We start from the raw sequence: 18,450 nt of genomic DNA, 5'->3' as shown, positions 1-18,450 counted from the left end.
CGGGCTTCGCGGCTGCGGTTTTCGCCGCGGGCTTAGCCGCCGGTTTCGCAGCAGGCTTCGCCGTCGGCTTGGCTGCGGGCTTCGCTGCCGCGGTTTTCGCCGCAGGCTTGGCCGCCGGTTTCGCAGCAGGCTTCGCAGCCGGCTTGGCCGCAGGCTTCGCCGCTACGGTTTTCACCGCAGGCTTGGCTGCCGCCTTCGCAGCAGGTTTGGTCGCGGGTTTCGCCTTGCGGCTCTCCAGAGCCTTGCCAGCGGCTTCCTTCACCTTGCCGACACCCTGCGCCAGCTTGAGGCTTTCCTGTACGTCACGCTTGAGGCCGACGATGTAGGTACGGGTGTCCGCCTGCCGGGCCTTCAGGGTATCCAACGCCTCTTCCAGGTCGCTGATGGTCTCGCGCGCCTTGGCCTGTGCCTTGGTCTTGCCGGCCTTGGCAGCATCCTGCAGCTTGGTGCGAGCCTTGTGCAGTTTTTCCTGGGCTTTGCCACGTTGCTTTTCAAGTTTGGCCAGGAGCTTTTCCGAATCGACCAGCGCTTGTTTGCACGCACCTTCCAAGTGCTCGACAAGGCTGTGGGAAAGTTGCTGCAACAGGTGCAAGGGGGTGGTGACGGGCTTCTTGTTGGCCGACATGACGTGCCTCCAGGCGGACGTGGTTGCGCCCATACTAGACCCGCACACCCCCTCTCGCCAACGGGTTCGATGTGCTACAAGCGACGTGCGCCAGGATTGCCCGCCGATTCGTTTGGAGAAACCGCATGCCGCGCCGCCTTTTCATCGGTCTTTTTCTACTGCCGCTGCCGCTTTTCGCCGCGCCTCCCAAGGACGAACTGGCCTATGCCGTAGGCGCCCGCCTGGGCATGCGCCTACAGCAGGAAATGCCCGGCCTAGAGCTATCCGAGCTACTTCTCGGACTGCGCCAGGCCTATCGCGGCGAGGCACTTGAAATCCCCCCCGAACGCATCGAACAACTTCTGCTGCAACACGAGAACGCCACGACGGAAACACCGCGGACCACACCCGCCGAGGCCCGCTTCCTGGCCAACGAAAAAGCCCGCTTCGGCGTCCGCGAATTGACCGGCGGCGTCCTCGTCAGCGAATTACGTCGTGGCCAAGGTAACGGCATCGGCGCGGCAACCCAGGTACACGTCCGTTACCGCGGCCTGCTCGCCGACGGTCAAGTGTTCGACCAGAGCGAAAGCGCCGAGTGGTTCGCCCTGGACAGTGTGATAGAGGGATGGCGCACAGCGTTGCGAGCGATGCCTGTCGGCGCGCGCTGGCGAGTGGTGATTCCTTCGACGCAAGCCTATGGCCACGAAGGCGCTGGCGACCTGATCCCGCCCGACGCTCCGCTGGTCTTCGAGATCGACCTGCTGGGCGTCCGCTAAAATGCAAAAACGGCGCTCTCCCGCATGGAGACGCGCCGTTTCGTAACGACTCGCCGGTGAATCAGACCGGTACTGCCGAACCCTCTGCGCCGCTCTGGCTGTGGGCGTTGTGCAGGACTTCGATGAGGCAGTCCTCCAGCTCGAAGCGTTCGTGCAACTGTTGCCGCAGGACCTTCAGCTCCGCGATGAGGCAGGCTCCTTCACGGCAATCGCCGTTGTCGCAGCGGTCGTTGAAGTTCAGCGCGGATTCGGTGATGGCTTCCAGCCGGGGGAATATCTGCTTGGCCAGCTCCAGGCCGCGCTGATCGCCGAAGGCCTTGCCTTCCGCCGTCAGTTGCTCGTAGACCTCGAAGTGTCCGGCAGATACGTAGTCCAGCAGCAATTGGCAGAAATGCTGGAGTTCTTCGGCGTTGGGCGCCGGTGCCTGAATACCGCTCAGGGCATCGAAGGCCTGCACCAGTTGCTGGCGCTCATGCAGCCAGCGATCGATCAGTTGGTGCACGCCCCCCACCGCTCTTGGGCATTACGGCAGCTTTCGAGCATGTTGTCCTCGCTTCCCTCTTCGGACGTCCCGGAGAATCATCGTCCGCTCCGAGACGCATTGCTGACGCACTCTCTGCGCTCTGTGGGAGAACGCCTGTGCAAGGGGCGGACTCCGGCGCTACGGAAAGCCAGATTATGCCCCCCGGATGACCCCATCAAGACGCCCGTACAGAAAAATTCATACGGATGTTTGATCGGTATCCCGCATCCGCTCTGGTTTTCGCCAAATCGATACGGCCGACGCTCGAGAGCTGACGAAAGACCACGCGACAGCCCGCATCAGGCACGTCGGAGGAACTGCACGATGGAGAAGCCGAGATAGGCAACGAACGCCAGCAGGCTCCATTCGGGAATGCTCAGGGTGAATAGCGTCCAGCTCACCTGGGCACAATCCGCGGTGCCATGCAGGACCAGGCGGATCACTTCCTGGAAGGGAAGCGCCTGCATCATGTAGTCGAGGCTGGGCAGGCAGGCCGGCAGTTGGTCCAGCGGAACGGTCTGCAACCATACCTGGCGGGCGGCCGTGGCCCCGCCGCCGAGAGCGAGCAGGAACACCAGCACGGAGTAGATACGCCGCCCACGCAGGCCGGGCCCCTGGATCGCGCCAGCAAGGCAGGTCAGGCCGATCAGGATGAAGAAGATCCGCTGCACGACGCACAGCGGGCAGGCCTCCAGGCCAACCACATGCTCCAGGTACAGCGCCCCGCCCATGATGGCGACGCAGGCCAGGAACGCGAGAAGGAAAAGCTGACGGGGGCTGGCCAGGGGCATGGCGGATCCACAGGTACACAGGGGAAAGGCCGCCTACGGTAGTGGAAAGCCTCCGGCAGTTTCAAGCCGCAAGGCAGCTCTGCGGCAAGGCATCCCGAATCATGCCGGGCACCCGCGACAAGCCGCCACAGTCCTGCCGATGGAGCCGAACGGGGAACGCCACCCGGCGTTCCCCATGCTCAAATGCCCGCCACCACCACGGGCAGCCCCGGAGTACGCCGATCGAGCAGGACCAGGCCCTCCTGGAACAACTGGTTGCTGCGCTCGACCTCGCCGAGCTGCGCCAGCAGGCGTCCCAGCTCGGCGCAGGTCTCGGCACTGCGCTGGAAGCTCAGGCTGGCCTCCAGGTATTCCCGGGCCTTGCCCCAGAGCTTGTTGATCAGGCACAGGCGCCCCAGGGTCAGCAGCAGGCCGGGATCGTTCGGATGTTCCTTGAGCCAACCTTCCGCGGCCTGCAATTGCTTGCCCGGATCGCGCCCGCGCACCTGCCCGTAGAGTTGCACCAGGGTCGCGTCGAAGCCTTGCTTGAGCGCATGGCGGAGGACTTCTTCGGCCTCTTCCTCGGCGCCCAGGCGAAGCAGTTGGGCGGCATAGCCCGCGACGATCGCCGGGTCTGCACGCAGCGCCGAAGGCACGTTCTGCCAGCGCTGGGTCAGCGGCTGCAACGCCGTCTCGCCCTCGTTCAGTCCACGCTCGCCGGCTTCCTGCAAGGAAGCCACCCAGGCACGGCGTTCGAGGTCGCGCAGTTCGGAATCCTTCAGCACACGCTCCTTGCGCAGCTCCGGCAGCAGGACGCAAAGGGCCTGCCAGTCGTGCTGGGTGACGTACAGCTGCTGCATCAGCCGCAATACCGTGCGGTGCTGCGGCTGGAGCCCGTGCAGCTCTTCGAGGGGATTGCGTGCCTGCGGGGAGTCGCCGCGATTGATCAGCAGTTGCGCACGGGTCAGGCCGACCAGCAATTGGGCATCCGGCTCGCGCTCGCGAGCCCGGTTCAGCAGGTCGTCGGCCTCGTCGTAGCGCTCGAGTTCGTTGGCGGCCCGCGCCGCGCCGAGGTAATGCATCAGCGGCCGCTCGCCCATCTCCGCAGCCCGCCGCAAATGACGCAGCGCCTGCGGCCAGTTGCCTTCGCCGAGATCGCGCAGGCCGCTGTGCTCGGCCATCTGCACGCGACGCCGGCGGTTGTAGCGCGACCAGGGGTTGACCACCCGCCCCGAGCTGCCGAGCAGGCGCAGGACCAGGCGCACCAGCACCACCAGCAGCCAGACCACCGCCAGCAGGGCGAGGAACGACCACAGGCTGGATTCGTAACGGAAGCTCTTGTAGGCGATCAGCACATAGCCGGCCTGCTCGGAGATCGCCAGCCCAACCAGCGTGGCGACCAGCACCACCGCCAGGACCAGGAGGTAGATGCGTCTCATGGACGGCCCTCCGTGGCCGGAGCCGCCTGCGCCTCGGGCACCAGGTTGCCGGCGGCCTCGCGGCGCGACACGTAGGACTGCAGGGCGCTCAGGGCCGGTGCGAGGTCAGGGACCTGCACGGTGACCGGCTGCTTCGCCAACTCATCGATACGCAACTTCAACGCGCGGCTGTCGGCCAGCTCTACGTTGAAATAGCCGTCCAGCACGTCCTGGGCCTGCTTCAGCGCCTGCTCGTAGACTTCCTGCTTGCCATTCAGCGCCGCCCACTGGGCTTGCTCCAGGGCCAGGCCGATGGTCAGGCGCACCTGCGCCAATTGCTCGCCGGCCAGCAGCGGACGAATGTCCTGGCCGGCATTGAAATCGATGCGGATGTAGCGCGAGATCTTCTCCCACCACAGCTCCCAGGTGCTGTTGCCGTCGCCCCAGGCGACATTGCTGGCACCGCTTTCGCCTTCCTTGAAGGTCGGCGTGAGCGGTTGCAACTGGTTGACCTGCTCGCGCAACGCCGCCAGTTGCACGAACAGCCCGGTACGGTCCGGCTCCGGCAACGCGCGCAGGGCCTCGAGGCTGGCCGCCAGCTTGGCGCGGGCGGCATAGGCGCCGGGATCGTTCTGCGCGCGCAGGATGTCATCGGCGCCCTGCACCAGTTCGGTGGCGCTGCCCACGTCCTGCAAGGCGGACAGGCGCAGACTGGCCAGACGCAGCAGGTGTTCGGCCTCGGCCAGTCGCCATTGCTGGCGGCTCTGGCCGAGGATCTTCTTCAGTTGCTCGCTAAGATGCTGCTGGTCGCCCTGCAGCTCCACCACAAGGCGTCGCCGGGCCTCCAGTTCGTCCGCGGTGGGCAAAGCGTCCAGGCGGGCAGCCAGTTGCTGGTTGCGCTGGGCCAGGGATTCGGTCTTGCCACGGGCATCTTCCAGCTGCGCCAGCTGGTCGCGCTCGGTGCCCTGCAACTGCTGGACCTGCCAGAAGCTCCAGCCACCCGCGCCAAGTCCCGCCACGCCAACCAGCAGGGCGAGCAACGCCAGGCCGGTGGCGGTACCGGAACGCCTGGATGCATCGGGTGCAACGGGAGAAGGGGTGGAAGTGGAAGTTCTTGCGTCGTCTTGGGGAGTGACTGCTTCGCTCACAGGTCCATCCTTTGGTCAAGAAAGTTCTAGGCGGCGCTCGTCAGGGCCGCCAGCAAGGCCGGCGCGCTCGCGCCCCGGCAATCAATCACCCGTTGCGCACCCAGTTCGCGCGCCATCTCGGCGACCCGCGGGCTGGGTACGAACAGCGGCAACCGGCCTATCTCGGGCCAATCGGCTGCCGCCAACTGATACAGATTTTGCAAACCCTGTCCACTGCTGACCACCAGGCCGTTCAGGCGTTCCGCCCGCACCCTTGCCAGCAGCTCTCCGGCCGGATAGTCCGGAGCCCGGCGCCGGTAGAGTGGCAGGTAGTCCACCTGCACGCCTTGGCCGCGCAGGCGCTCGGCGAGGAATTCTCGGCCACCTTCGCCGCGCATGATCAGCACTTTCGGATCGTGCACGCGCAGGGAATCCTGGAACGTCGGCAGCGCCAGCAACGCTTCGCTGTCGTCGCCCTGTTCAGGGTAGGTTACGTCGAGGCCGTAGGCCTCGAGGATCGCCGCGGTCGCCGCGCCGACGCTGCACCAGGTCTGCTGCGGCGGCTGCGGCCAGTAGCGGTCGAGCCGCTCCAGTCCCAGGCGCGCCGCCGGCTTGCTGACCACCACCACCGCGCAGTAGCGGTCCAGGTCGAGCATCAGCGTACGCTGCTCCGGGGTTTCTTCCAGCGGATCGATCGCCAACAGCGGCAGGCTGCTGCTATGGACGCCCGCCTCGCCGAGGCTGGCGGCCAGCGCCGCGCACTCCTCGTCGGGGCGCGTCAGCAGGAGCCGCCAGCCGCTCACGGATGTCCGGCCTCGCCGTAGACGGCTTCGAGAATCGCTTCGGCGCCCTGTTCCAGCAGGTCCTCGGCCACCCGCACGCCCAGCGCCTCGGCTTCCGCCAGTGGCGCCCGCCCCTCGGCGCGCAGCAACTGGGTGCCATCAGGCTGGCCGACCAGGCCGCGCAGCCACAGCTGGTCGCCCTCGCGGATGGCGTAGCAGGCGATCGGCACCTGGCAACCGCCGTTGAGTCGCTTGTTCAGCGCGCGCTCGGCAGTGACCCGCAGAGCCGTGTCGGAATGGTGCAAGGGTTCCAGCAAGGCATGCAGGTCGCTGTCGGCAGTACGGCATTCGATGCCGACGGCGCCTTGTCCGCCGGCGGGCAGGCTGTCGTCGACATTGATCGAGGAGCGGATGCGCGACTCGAAGCCGAGGCGGATCAGGCCGGCGGCGGCGAGGATGATCGCGTCGTATTCGCCGGCATCCAGCTTGGCCAGGCGGGTATTGACGTTGCCCCGCAGGAAACGGATCTGCAGGTCCGGCCGGCGCGCCAGCAGCTGCGCCTGGCGGCGCAGGCTGGAGGTGCTGACCACGCTGCCGGCTGGCAGTTGCTCGAGGCTGGCGTAGGTGTTCGAGACGAAAGCGTCACGCGGGTCTTCGCGCTCGCAGATGGTGTAGAGACCGAGCCCCTCGGGAAAGTCCATCGGCACGTCCTTCATCGAATGCACCGCGATGTCGGCGGCGCCTTCGAGCAGGGCGGTTTCCAGTTCCTTGACGAACAGGCCCTTGCCGCCGATCTTCGCCAGCGGTGCGTCGAGCAGCTTGTCGCCGCGACTGGTCATCGGCAGCAGGGTGACGGTCAGGCCAGGATGAGCCTGCTCCAGGCGCGCCTTGACGTATTCGGCCTGCCACAAGGCGAGGGCGCTCTGGCGAGTGGCGATGCGGATTTCGCGGGACGACATGGGATATTCCGTGCACAGGGATGCGCCCATGATAACAGTTCGAACCCGAGTGCGCGGACGCTGGGCCCGATAGCCGCACCCGGGTCGCTGGCGAACCGCCGACCGCTGTCAGAGCTGATGCATCAGACGCCTGACCCCGGCCACGTGCCGCCGGCTGACGGTCAGTGCATCGCCGTCGAGGCCTTTCAGGTAGAGCTGGAAATGCCCCAGCGGCGTACGCTGCAGGCGTTCGATCCGTTCGCGGGCGACCAGCGCGTTGCGGTGGATGCGCACGAAGCGCTCGCCGAACTCGTCTTCCAGCGCCTTCAACGGCTCGTCCAGCAGCACCTCGCCCTGCGCATGGCGCAAGGTCACGTACTTGTGGTCGGCAATGAAGAAGATCACCTCTTCCAGCGGGATCAGCTCGATCCCCTTGCGGGTCCGCGCACTGATGTGGCTGCGCGGACCGCTGCCGCCGGAGGCCGGGGGCTTGGTCAGCGCGGCCAGTTGCACGCGGTTCGGTCGCGAGGCTTTCTTCAACGCCTCGGCCAGGTCTTCGCTGCGCACCGGCTTGACCAGGTAGCCCACGGCGCTGACCTGGAAGGCTTCCAGGGCGAATTCGTCATGGGCCGTGCAGAAGATCACAGCCGGCGGCGCTTCCCGCTCGCAGAGTCTGGCCGCGACCTGGAGGCCGTCCAGACCGGGCATGCGGATATCCAGCAGGACGATATCGGGCTTGAGGCTGTCGATCAGCGTCAGCGCTTCTTCGCCATTGCTGGCCGAGGGCTCGAGGACGCGATAGCCGTCCAGTTGCCCTACCAATCGGGCCAGGCGCTCTCGCGCCAGAGGTTCGTCATCGACAATCAGGACATTCATAAGCTCAGGCTTCCTGCATGAGTCGCGCACATGGATAGCGTAGACAGGTGTAGTGCCGTCCGTCACGGCGCTCGACGCTGAGACTCGCTTTAGGCCCGAAAAGTGCCCCAAGTCGTGCATCGATATTGTGTAACGCCTGTCGCGTGCCTTTCGACGGGGGCGACTCGAGCGCCTCGTCGTAGGGGTTGCTCACACATAGCTGGAACACTCCTTCACGATAAACCGCCTCGACCTGCACCAGGCCACCTTCGACCCGCGGCTGGATGCCATAGATAAGCGCATTTTCCAGCAGCGGCTGCAAGGTCAGTTGGGGGATCGGCAGGTTGGCCGGCACCCCGTGCACCTGCCAGTCCAGTTGCAGGCGATCGCCAAGACGATACTGCTCAATGGAAAGATAGCGCCTTGCCAGCGCCAGTTCCTCCTCCCAGGAAACTAAAGTGCCGGGCTTCGCCAGGCTGGCCCGGAACAGGTCGGACAGGTCCAGCACCGCATGCTCGGCCTTCAGCGGGTCCAGCTCGATCAGGCTGGCGATGCTGTTCAGGCTGTTGAACAGGAAGTGCGGGCGAATCCGCGCCTGCAGTGATTCCAGGCGCGCCTGCAACTCGGCCTGCTGCTGCCGGCGCCACTGGCTCTGCAGGTAAAAGTAGCGCAGCACCAGGGCGGACATGATCAGCGCGATCAGCGCGTGCCGCAGATACAGATTGACCTCGCCGGCACGCGTCAGTTCTCCGCCCAGCTGATAGTGCTCGGCGACCGCCGTGCAGCCCAGGGTGAGGGCCACCACCAACAGGCAGCAGGCACTCCCCGCCAGCGCCACCGGCAGGCGCGCGAGCAATGGCCGCAGGCGGCAGAACAGCGCCGCCGAGAGCAGTACGATCCACTGCACGAACAGCGACGCCAGGGCCAGGCGCACCCAGTTGAAGCTCGGCGTCATCGGCTCCGCCAGTACCAGCACGAGCACCAGCAGCTCCGCCAGCAGCACCAGGGTGAACAGGGCTTCGGCTTCGCAGAGCTCGGGAATGAAGAAGTCGTCTTGGACGGCCGGCCGGGTCGAGCGGCCGGGCTTGAATCGGATAGGCATCGACAGAGTTTCCGCAAGGCCCGTGGCGCCCGCAAGACAGCCGCGGGCGTACGGGCGAAATAAAGCACCGAAATGCCATCTGCCGCAAAAAACCGCGAAACAGCGCTCGTTCCGGCTTCGTCGACGAGCCGCCGGTTTTTCCTCCCGGCCTGCTATCATCGTCGCACTTTGCCCGTCACGCAGGCCGCGCGGCCTGTCCGTTTCTTGTTGCAGCGAGAGATACCATGAGCGTAGAGAAGACCAACCAGTCCTGGGGCGGCCGCTTCAGCGAGCCCGTCGACGCCTTCGTCGCCCGTTTCACCGCCTCCGTCGACTTCGACAAGCGTCTCTACCGCCACGACATCATGGGTTCCATCGCCCACGCCACGATGCTGGCCAAGGTCGGCGTGCTGAGCGACGCCGAGCGCGATGCGATCGTCGACGGCCTGCAACAGATCCAGGCGGAAATCGAAGCCGGCAGCTTCGACTGGCGCGTCGACCTGGAAGACGTGCACATGAACATCGAGGCGCGCCTGACCGACCGCATCGGCGTCACCGGCAAGAAGCTCCACACCGGCCGCTCGCGCAACGACCAGGTGGCCACCGACATCCGCCTCTGGCTACGCGACGAGATCGACACCATCCTCGCCGAGATCACCCGCCTGCAGGAGGGCCTGCTGGGCCTGGCCGAAGCGGAAGCCGACACCATCATGCCCGGTTTCACCCACCTGCAGACCGCCCAGCCGGTGACCTTCGGCCACCACCTGCTGGCCTGGTTCGAGATGCTCGGCCGCGACTACGAGCGCCTGGTCGACTGCCGCAAGCGGGTCAACCGCATGCCGCTCGGCTCGGCGGCCCTGGCCGGCACCACCTACCCGATCCAGCGCGAGATCACCTGCCAGTTGCTGGGCTTCGACGCGGTTGGCGGCAACTCCCTGGACGGCGTCTCCGACCGCGACTTCGCCATCGAATTCTGCGCCGCCGCCAGCCTGGCGATGATGCACCTGTCGCGCTTCTCGGAAGAGCTGGTGCTGTGGACCAGCGCGCAGTTCCAGTTCATCGACCTGCCCGACCGCTTCTGCACCGGCTCCTCGATCATGCCGCAGAAGAAGAACCCCGACGTGCCGGAGCTGGTACGCGGCAAGTCCGGCCGGGTGTTCGGCGCCCTCACCGGCTTGCTGACCCTGATGAAGGGCCAGCCGCTGGCCTACAACAAGGACAACCAGGAAGACAAGGAACCGCTGTTCGACGCCGCCGACACCCTGCGCGATAGCCTGCGCGCCTTCGCCGACATGGTCCCGGCGATCCGGCCCCGGCGCGAGATCATGCGCGAGGCGGCACGCCGCGGTTTCTCCACCGCCACCGACCTGGCGGACTACCTGGTGCGCAAGGGCCTGCCGTTCCGCGACTGCCACGAGATCGTCGGCCACGCAGTGAAGTACGGCGTAGACAGCGGCAAGGACCTCGCCGAGATGAGCCTCGACGAACTGCGCCGCTTCAGCGAGCAGATCGACGCCGACGTCTTCGACGTGCTGACCCTGGAAGGCTCGGTCAACGCCCGCGACCATATCGGCGGCACCGCGCCGAACCAGGTCCGTGCCGCCGTCACCCGCGGCCGGCAGTTGCTCGCCCAGCGCTGAGGCTTGCGACAATCCGACCTCGCACCCAGCAGGGTCGGGCGACACGCGGAGCGCAGCCTTAGCGCTCCGTATCCCCCACCTCCGCAGCCGACGACGCTCCGCCAGCTATGCTTCCGGAAACGACGGGCGCTCAGCGTACGCCAGTCGCCGAAGCCTCTCGCCGTACCTCGGTAAATATCTCGATGATCGAGCGTTGCGGATCACGCTGTCGCAAGGCCCTCACCCGTTGACTCTGACGTTGCAGCTCCTCGCTGGGCCTGACCCACTGTTCGGATGGCAGGGGCTGTGACCAGGCACGCATGGCCTCGGGCAACTCCTGGCGTTGCATGCGCTTGACCCGGCGGATTTCCCATTCGACTAGATGGAATGGCAGCGTCCATAAATCCATTGCGTGGTAGAGATACCAACCGACCATATACCAACGCCCTACTTCACCCTCCCGGTAGCGACGATGAGCACGAGCGCGGGCATTGCGGAAGGTGTGCAGCCCCTCGTGAGGCGGGTCGTCCGGGCCTTGCAGGTCGAGTGGGTCCTGGATTTCCTTGAGGCTGTGCACCTCATGCTCCATATAGGCTCGGACGGCCTCCCAGTTGGCGATGGCCAGAGGCAGGCCGGCACAAGGGAACTCCAGGGAGAAGTCCTCGCCGCTGGCGGCATGATGGAAGCCCACACCCATGCCGTATTGGCGCTGGATGCCGTACTGGGTGGCACCCTGGGCCTGGATCACCCAGGCCGATAGGGACTCCCAGGGGACGAAGATGGGGGCGGAGTGGCTTTCTGGGACGAAGCAAACTTCGCGGCGCTGGCGATTGAAGCGAGTAGGGATTATCTTTTTATACTTTATATGATTGGACCACCATGCACTTAACAAGATAAGAAAGCCAAACAGCGCACACCCCGAGCCATATGTTATCCCTATATCAAACAACCCTACAGCCAACTGTTTAGCCGTGCTTATATCACCACCTAACAAAGGCGTGCCGACCATCATTAGGGTTGGAATTAAAAAAACAGATATTATCCAGAGAGTAAATGGGCCACCTAATCTGACCTGCCAGGCAAATGCATTGGGCAGCCCTGTCCCGAAGTCAAGATAAGTATCATTCATTTCCCCCACGGCATGAGAATAGTCCTGTGCGGGCTGGACTGTAGGTAGAGGTAAAGGCGCGAGATAACTGACCAGCCCGCTGGAAAAGGGAACCACATCACCTGCTCGGTGGCTCTCCATCAGTCGCAACGGCGGCACATCCATGGGCTTATCGTTCTGGAGCATCGGCAAAATCCGGCAGCAAACGGGGGTCAATTAGCATCCAGAATGCTTCCTGCCCCTGGATACGTTGTGGCGAAGCAGGATAGTCTCCTTCGCTGTGTGGCGACAGGCGAACCATGTGCCGATCGGCATGATATTGACCCTGCGGGTTCAGTCGTTCGATCTGTACAGCCAGTAATAGATCCTCCGTGACCGAGCCCCCGGTCACACCCTCCAGCGGCGCTAGCCGCGGCACCAGCAACACCAACGGTTCGGCGGACGCGACCTGTAGACTGTCGCCGACAACTTCGGTGACGGGGAACCAACGCACCATGGGCGAACCTCTTTCGTATTTCACACTACGAATGCGGTAGGCCGCCAGGCTCAAGCGTACTTCAGGGCGCCCGGCCAAGGTCTGCTGCAGTGCTCCCAGACTGATACCAGGCAAGGCTAGGCTGATCTCCGCAGTGGCAGGTGAGGAGAGCAGGTCTCGCCACCAACTGCCATGACTCGCGTGCTTGACCTCACCTCTTGGCGTCTGGACGATCCCCAGAAGTCGTTGCTGATAGATTTCCAGGGACTGGTTCAGGCGCCCTCCGATGTCGCGGCTCCAGGGTGTACTGAGCAACCAATCGTCATGGGGCGTGGTATTACTGCGGTTATACCAATAGGTTCCTACCAGTTCGAGGGCGGTGAAAATGGCACCGGCGATATTGAATCGAGCAAATATGCTCGAAAGTCGCGTGCCAGCCAATGCCCAGGCTGTACGCTCGGCAGCAGGTGTTGCAGCCCTGAGCACACCTTTTAAAGCATACCCCGTATGCCATACCCCGTAGGCGCTGCTGGCCAGCATTCCGCTGGAGCCAACCATAGCTAAAGCGGCACCTTGCTGAGCTTGAGCATTTCCGCTGCGTATAGCACCAAGCCACTCGCCATAGTGGGTTTGAGTAGCAACAGCTGCTGCAAAAAAACCTGCCGCATATCCCACAAACCCTAGGCGTAAGTGCAGTTTTCCCATTTGTACATGAGCAACTTCCACAGCGTGGTTTTGCAGCCCCTGTGCCAACTGAGCACTTCTGGCCTGAAGAGCTGTATCGGCAATGGCCTGAGCTGCCGCTACGCCCGCAGATATTGTGGTGAAAATAGAACCAGCCAGCGGCATTAGCTCACGCTTATCCGGCGAAGTCGCGATAACCCCCCGCCATACCTGCACCATATTGACAAACTGCGCCACAAACACAGCCAGACCAATTCCATCCCCCACCTTATTGAACGCGGCTGCACTGCTATAGCCATTGCGCAGGTTACGGATACCACTGGCAACTTCCTGTAACTGTGCAGACGGCAGGATCAAGGTGATTCCGGCGCGGCCTGGTGTCGCACCGGCGAGACGGATGCTGTTGTCCGGAAGCTCGGCGATCGGGCTGAGGGCGGCGGCCAGGCGCGGCTCCAGGGCGTTGAGCTGGAGGCGGACACGCTGGATGTCGGCGAGCAAGGCGCGGGCGTCCGTCGACTTGTGTCCGGCCTGGCTCTTCACCTGCTTGCGCTGGCGGACCAGCCGGCGCAGCTCCGCGCGCTGTTCGAGCACTTCCTTCAGATCGGCCTGGAGGATGGCCTTTTCCGCTTCGCTGGCAATGGTGAAGGTCACCCCTTCGCGGACCGCGGCGTCGAGCAGGCGACCAGGAAGGGCCTTGGGCAGCTTGCGGAACAGCGCGTCGAGATCCGGCGCCTGCTGCTGGCCTACGCTCTTGAAGAAGCCCTCCATGGTCCGGCTGATGCCCAGGGTCAACGCCGGGTTGAGCGTGGCCTGGGCGCTGTCGGCAAGCGCTCGGGTGGCCTCCGGCAAGCCGTCGAGAGCGGGCAGCTTGCCCAGCTCCAGCGAGTCGCGCTGCTGCGCCCACTCTTTCAGCTTGGAGAGCCAGAGATGGCCGGGCGGCCCGAGCTGCGCGTATTGCGCGATCAGTTCGGCCTGGGTGTTCAACGGCAGAGTCTGGAACAATGGGCGATCGTATTGCGGATTTTCCTCCAGGAAGGCGAGCACGGCCTCGCTGGCCTCGTCGCTGCGGCAGATATCCTTCAGGCAGGCGTACTGGGTGGCGAAGGCCAGTCCCAATTGCTCGGCCTGCTGGAAATCGTAGTACCAGGCGGCGCGATGGAATCGCTGCTCGGTAAGCATCTGCGTGCGGTCTGCGCTGATCTGCTCGAGCAGGGCGTTCCAGCGCGCCAGGTTGGGCCTGTTGGCGGCGAGGAAGGCATCCATGGCGGGACGGTCGATCAGGTCGTCGATGCCACGCTGGCCGAATTTGGCGCCATGCAGCGCGTCGTCGACCTTTTCGTCGTGGCTCTTCTTCAGGCGGATCAGGGCGTCCAGGTTGCGTTCGACGAAGGCCGGATCGGCAACCGCCATTTTCCGCTTGGTGAAGTGTCGCTCCACAGGTCTGTGCAGCGGCTCCGGCATGGCTGGGTCCATCGGCTTCGGCAACGGCTCGCCGTTGAGGTAGTCCAGCAAGGCCTGGCGCGATCGCTCCCGCTCGGGAGGTGGCAGCCGGTCGAGATCGTCGAACAGCGGCTGGGCACTCTCGTCGGCCAGCTTGGGCAGTTCCGCGGCGCGGATCTGGGTCAACGACTCGATGTAGCAGGCGATCACGTAGTCGCGCTCGTTGGCCCCGGCCTGGGCGCCGCCCTGCAGCCATTCCTCGAGCCAGCCGACCACTTCGTCCTGGTAGGCGGCTAGGTCGCGCATCACGCCGATGTCGTCGCGCAGCGCCAGGAACAGGGCATCATGCTCGTACTGCGGGAGTACCTGCGCAGTCAACTCGCCGAGCTGGGTATCGCGGAACAGCGGCGGATCCTCCCATACGTAGTCGCGTCGTTCGTCCGGATGGGCGGCGGGTGGACTGGCCGGGCGCTGCTGGTGGGGCGGGAAGCGCTGCTGGCCCTGCTCGTCGCGATGCACCTTGTTCTGCACCACTTCGGCCAGCCAGGTTTCCGCCTGCCGTCGGGTCAGCAGATGCGGCCCCCCCTGCTGCGGGTCGGCGCGGCGCAGATCGACGGCCTGCATGAAGTGCTCGCGGTCCTTCGGACTGGCGAGCACCTGCATGCACTTGCGCGCGGTCCATTGCAGCTCCGAATAGGCCACGTACAGGATGCTGGTACGGGGAAAGACCAGTTGGGGCTCGCCGACCGCGCGGCTGCGTATGTCGGCGCGAACCTCGGCGTCCTGCCACAGCAGCTTGTCGATAGCGCCCTTGTCGATGCGGTATTCGTGCAGCTTTCCGGTTCCGCCGTCGATCACGTAGAGATAGCCATTGCGCACCAGCCGCAGACCCAGCGGCCGGCTTTTCAGGGCGAAAGGCATCGCCAGCTCGGCGCTCGGATCGACGCCTTCGGTCAAACCGTAGCGCAGCGGCAACAGCTGCACCTTGGCGTTCATCAACGGACAGGTGCCGCTCGGCGAACGACTATCGCTGGACGAGGCTTCGTTTGCCGCCAGGTTGGCGCTGTCTCGCCGGGGTGTGGCCTGCGCAGTCATGAATGCATCCTTTCTGTCTCGGCGGCGCGACGCTCCGCCAGCTCGGCCGCAGCGGCCACCCGCTGCGCCGGGGATTGGCTGGAGGGACCATCGAGCAGCACGGCGATGTCCGCGTGCGCATCCAGCGCATCCTCGCCCAGGTAGCCGAAGATATTGGCGTAGAGCAGGATGTCCCGCGCCGAGCACATCCCACGACGGTAGGCCTGCTCGGCCAGCATACGCAGGTGCTGGAAGCGCTCTCGGCCGCACAGGGCCGGGCGATAGCCGGGGAAATACAGATTCATGTGGCGATCCATGTCCATGAGGGTCTGGCGGAAGCTGACTTCGCCAAGTGCATCGAATTCGGCCTCGCTCAGACGGTAGGGCTGCGTGCGGTCGCGAGCGATCGCCGAACCGCTTCGCCGGTGTTGCCACCAGCGGATTTCCAGGGCATCTGGAGCACATGCCTGCTCGATCGGACCGAACAGTTCCATGCGTTCATGTTCCAGCAGGCTATGCATCACTGCCGGGTCGGCCAGGCGCAGCAGCACCGGCTCGCCATGGGGAGATTGGACGCACAGAAGGTCCCGCAGGTGCTGCGACAGGATCGGCAAGCTGACCCGGGCGAAGAGCAGGTAGCCCCATTCCTGTGTGGCGTTGTCGAGGAACGCCTGCAGGATAGGGTCCTGGCGGCCGTCGAGGGCGACCAGGCAGGGCGACAGGTCCAGCAGTTCCTGCCAGCGGCTGTCGCGGTACAGCGGCTCGAAGGTCGGAGTATCGCTCCATTGGTAGAGCTTGCGCGGCAGTTCCGTGACGCTGACGCCATCGAGCAGCAGGTAGGCATTCAGCGTCCAGGGCAGGTCGGCGGGCAAGGCGGGCAGCATCGGTTCAGTGCGCATCGGTTTTCGCCCTGGCCGCTTCGCAGATGGCGCAGATCGGTTTCTTCTGCAGCAATGCCTGACGCTGCGCGCGGATCAGCAGGTCGCCCGGATTGTCCGCGTCGGCCTGCCGCAGCGGCCCCGGCAACAGCGGCGCCGCGCCGCTGCCGTTGCCCGGGCTGCCGCCGGAGTTGACCCGGACGTTGGCCCCGGAGAGGGTCACGCCGCTGGCGTCGAGCTTGAGGAAGCTGCCACCGCCCTTCAGGGTCAGTTCGGCGCCGGCCTCCAGCACCACCTTCAGGCCGCTGCTCAGGTGGATCTCCTGGCCGGCCTCGACAAACTGGCCGCTGCCGATCTTCAGGTGCTGGTCGTTGGCTACGGTGAGGTGGTCGCTGGCGCGGACCTCCACCTTGCGCTCGGCGTGGGTGGTGCGGTGTTCCTCGGCCTTGAACTCGCTGTAGCTGTTCGCCTCCACGGTGTCGTGGCGTTGGTGACCGACGCGGATCTTCTGGTCGTGCTCGATGTTTTCGTCCCAGTCGCGCTGGGCATGGACGAAGATCTGCTCCTGGCCCTTGCGGTCCTCGATGCGCAGCTCGTTGTAGCCACCGCCGCCAGGGCTGCTGAGGCTCTTGAAGACGCTGCGGGTCTTGTGCCCCGGCAGTTCGTAGGGCACCGGATGTTCCCTGTGAAACAGGCAGCCGGTGACCAGCGGCTGGTCGGGATCGCCTTCGAGGAAGGTCACCAGCACCTCCATGCCGACCCGCGGGATGGCGATGGCACCGTAGTTCCTTCCCGCCCAGCCGGAGGCAACGCGTAACCAGCAACTGCTGCTGTCGTCGGCCTGGCCCTCGCGATCCCAGTGGAATTGCACCTTCACCCGACCGTAGCGATCGCAGTGGATTTCCTCGCCCTTCGGGCCGGTCACCACCGCGCTCTGCGTGCCGAGGATGCGCGGCTTCGGCGGTGTCAGCGGGGGACGGAAGAACGCCTCCCAGGGCGTGGCCTGGAAGCGGTTGCGGTAACCCTGCCGGAAGTCGTCCGGGCTCGCCGAGGCATCGGAGACGATGCTTTCCTCCAGCACCTGAGGCTGCCGCCCCTCGTGAATCACCTCGGTGAGCAGCCAGAGGTCGTTCCAGCCCGCCTGGGGATGGGCGGCCAGCGGCAGGAAGTGGCCGCTGAGCAGCAACGGTTGGTCGCTGCGGCCCTCGGCCAGGCGGTAGTCGCTGCGCTGCCGTTCGAGGGCACGCCTGGCCAGGTGCTTGCCGCGCTCGCGGTCGACGAAGCGACCGGGATAGTCGTAGTCCTCGAGGTCCGGCCGGGCTTCGCCGCGGGCGGCGCTTTCCAGCGTCAGGCGCGGTTTCTCGAAGTCGTAGTCGCGGCGGGTGACGCGGCTGGTGCGGGTTTCCAGGCGTACGCCGAAGCGCTTGACCGCCGGCCGGTCGGCGACCAGGCCGGAGTCCTGCTGGTAGGCCACCGGCGCGAGCCGCGGGAACACCGTCTGGTCGTCGCCGAACACCAGCAGGTGCGCCGTGGCGCTGTGCTGGAAATGAAAGTGGATGCCCTCCTCGCAGCACAGGCGCTGGACGAACTGCAGGTCGCTCTCGTCGTACTGCACGCAGTATTCGCGCTCGGGGTAGCGGGTGCCGAGCTGGAAGCGGTAGGCGTCGGCGAGGATGCCGTGTTCCTCCAGCACCCGGCCGACGATCTGCGGCACCGTGAGGTGCTGGAAGATGCGCTGGTTGGTGCGCTGGGCGAGGTAGGCCAGTTGCGGGACGAGGGTGATGCGGTAGCGGGTCAGGCGCTTGCCCGAGTCGCCCTGTCCGGCGCTGCGCACCAGGCCGTGGATACCGTTGCCGGCGGGCCCGAGGGTAAGGAAGGCGGGTTTGTGCAGCAGGCTTTCGAGGTCCGGCACGGGGCGTTCGCCGACCAGCTCCAGGTCGAAGGCGAACGGCTGGCTGATGGCTTCGCGGCCGCTGAAGGAGAGCACCTGCAGGTCGAGGACGAGGCCGTCGATGGCGAGGCTGAAATGGGTCTGGTTGGCTGCTGCGAACATCCGTTGTCCCTCACTGGCGCAGGCGACCGATTCGATTGTCCTGCCTGGCGCGGGCGAGACAAGGGCGCGCAGGCTCGATCGGAAGCTGCCTACAACAAAGCGGCATCGACCCGGCACGGGCTTTCCTGGCCACGGCGCTATGGGTCATCGAGGGCACGACGGCCAGCGAGGCTGGCCGCGTGCGGCGGTCGCGGCTCAGCCGGCGACCGGGGAGCGCCAGTCGTCGGAGCCGGAGGTGCCGGAGA

13 protein-coding genes and 2 pseudogenes are annotated in these 18,450 nt (G+C 65.4%); 2 read left to right on the top strand and 13 right to left on the bottom strand.

The window, feature by feature from the left end:
- Positions 1-625 (bottom strand): annotated as a pseudogene (gene algP, locus HMPREF2716_RS13800) (alginate regulator AlgP); the annotation flags it as partial.
- A 125-nt stretch (positions 626-750) separates the two neighbouring features.
- Between algP and HMPREF2716_RS13795 the strand changes: the two are divergent.
- Complete coding sequence (locus HMPREF2716_RS13795) at positions 751-1,380, top strand: FKBP-type peptidyl-prolyl cis-trans isomerase (RefSeq protein ID WP_003123704.1); 630 nt, start codon at positions 751-753, stop codon at positions 1,378-1,380.
- Between the two features lie 61 nt (positions 1,381-1,441).
- On the opposite strand, the pseudogene rsd reads toward HMPREF2716_RS13795, so the two are convergent.
- The 8 genes and pseudogenes from rsd to algZ all read right to left on the bottom strand — a co-directional run bounded on the left by rsd (position 1,442) and on the right by algZ (position 8,895).
- A pseudogene (gene rsd, locus HMPREF2716_RS13790) lies at positions 1,442-1,923 on the bottom strand (sigma D regulator).
- A 279-nt stretch (positions 1,924-2,202) separates the two neighbouring features.
- A complete protein-coding gene (locus HMPREF2716_RS13785) occupies positions 2,203-2,694 on the bottom strand; it encodes a disulfide bond formation protein B (RefSeq protein WP_003099230.1) in 492 nt (163 codons plus the stop codon).
- A gap of 179 nt (positions 2,695-2,873) precedes the next feature.
- Positions 2,874-4,112 (bottom strand): heme biosynthesis protein HemY, encoded by a 1,239-nt coding sequence (locus HMPREF2716_RS13780; RefSeq protein ID WP_070621927.1) that lies wholly within the window; start codon positions 4,110-4,112, stop codon positions 2,874-2,876.
- On the bottom strand, positions 4,109-5,239 hold the full coding sequence (locus tag HMPREF2716_RS13775) for a uroporphyrinogen-III C-methyltransferase (RefSeq protein WP_043491903.1): 1,131 nt from the start codon (positions 5,237-5,239) through the stop codon (positions 4,109-4,111). Before HMPREF2716_RS13775 ends, HMPREF2716_RS13780 begins: the two co-directional genes overlap by 4 nt.
- A 26-nt stretch (positions 5,240-5,265) precedes the next feature.
- Positions 5,266-6,021, bottom strand: coding sequence for a uroporphyrinogen-III synthase (locus HMPREF2716_RS13770; protein WP_016254034.1), 756 nt, complete (start codon positions 6,019-6,021; stop codon positions 5,266-5,268).
- Positions 6,018-6,959 (bottom strand): hydroxymethylbilane synthase, encoded by a 942-nt coding sequence (gene hemC, locus HMPREF2716_RS13765; protein WP_070621926.1) that lies wholly within the window; start codon positions 6,957-6,959, stop codon positions 6,018-6,020. Before hemC ends, HMPREF2716_RS13770 begins: the two co-directional genes overlap by 4 nt.
- A gap of 108 nt (positions 6,960-7,067) precedes the next feature.
- A complete protein-coding gene (gene algR / locus HMPREF2716_RS13760; protein WP_003096397.1) occupies positions 7,068-7,814 on the bottom strand; it encodes an alginate biosynthesis regulator AlgR in 747 nt (248 codons plus the stop codon).
- A gap of 4 nt (positions 7,815-7,818) precedes the next feature.
- Positions 7,819-8,895 carry an alginate biosynthesis two-component system sensor histidine kinase AlgZ gene (algZ, locus tag HMPREF2716_RS13755; protein WP_003096404.1) on the bottom strand — a complete coding sequence of 359 codons (1,077 nt, stop codon included), beginning with the start codon at positions 8,893-8,895 and terminating at the stop codon, positions 7,819-7,821.
- Between the two features lie 224 nt (positions 8,896-9,119).
- On the opposite strand from algZ, the gene argH reads away from it, so the two are divergent.
- Positions 9,120-10,514, top strand: coding sequence for an argininosuccinate lyase (argH, locus tag HMPREF2716_RS13750; protein ID WP_003123707.1), 1,395 nt, complete (start codon positions 9,120-9,122; stop codon positions 10,512-10,514).
- 130 nt (positions 10,515-10,644) lie between these two features.
- Here argH and HMPREF2716_RS13745 read toward each other — a convergent pair whose 3' ends face one another.
- Genes HMPREF2716_RS13745 through HMPREF2716_RS13730 form a run of 4 tightly spaced genes read right to left on the bottom strand, consistent with a single transcriptional unit; the run spans position 10,645 to position 18,205 of the window.
- Positions 10,645-11,718, bottom strand: a complete 1,074-nt coding sequence (locus HMPREF2716_RS13745; RefSeq protein WP_003123708.1) for a hypothetical protein — start codon at positions 11,716-11,718, stop codon at positions 10,645-10,647.
- 52 nt (positions 11,719-11,770) lie between these two features.
- Positions 11,771-15,295 carry a toxin VasX gene (locus tag HMPREF2716_RS13740; protein WP_043494632.1) on the bottom strand — a complete coding sequence of 1,175 codons (3,525 nt, stop codon included), beginning with the start codon at positions 15,293-15,295 and terminating at the stop codon, positions 11,771-11,773.
- Positions 15,292-16,173: a DUF4123 domain-containing protein gene (locus tag HMPREF2716_RS13735; RefSeq protein WP_004352325.1), complete on the bottom strand. Its 882-nt coding sequence runs from the start codon at positions 16,171-16,173 to the stop codon at positions 15,292-15,294. The genes HMPREF2716_RS13740 and HMPREF2716_RS13735 overlap by 4 nt, the downstream gene beginning before the upstream one ends.
- A complete protein-coding gene (locus HMPREF2716_RS13730; RefSeq protein ID WP_070621925.1) occupies positions 16,163-18,205 on the bottom strand; it encodes a type VI secretion system Vgr family protein in 2,043 nt (680 codons plus the stop codon). Before HMPREF2716_RS13730 ends, HMPREF2716_RS13735 begins: the two co-directional genes overlap by 11 nt.
- Between the last annotated feature and the right edge of the window lie 245 nt (positions 18,206-18,450).

It is taken from the genome of Pseudomonas sp. HMSC076A11, assembly GCF_001810205.1.
Lineage (GTDB): Bacteria > Pseudomonadota > Gammaproteobacteria > Pseudomonadales > Pseudomonadaceae > Pseudomonas > Pseudomonas aeruginosa.
The sequence above is the reverse complement of the archived record's forward strand: the minus strand, read 5'-3'. Positions and strand labels throughout refer to the sequence as shown.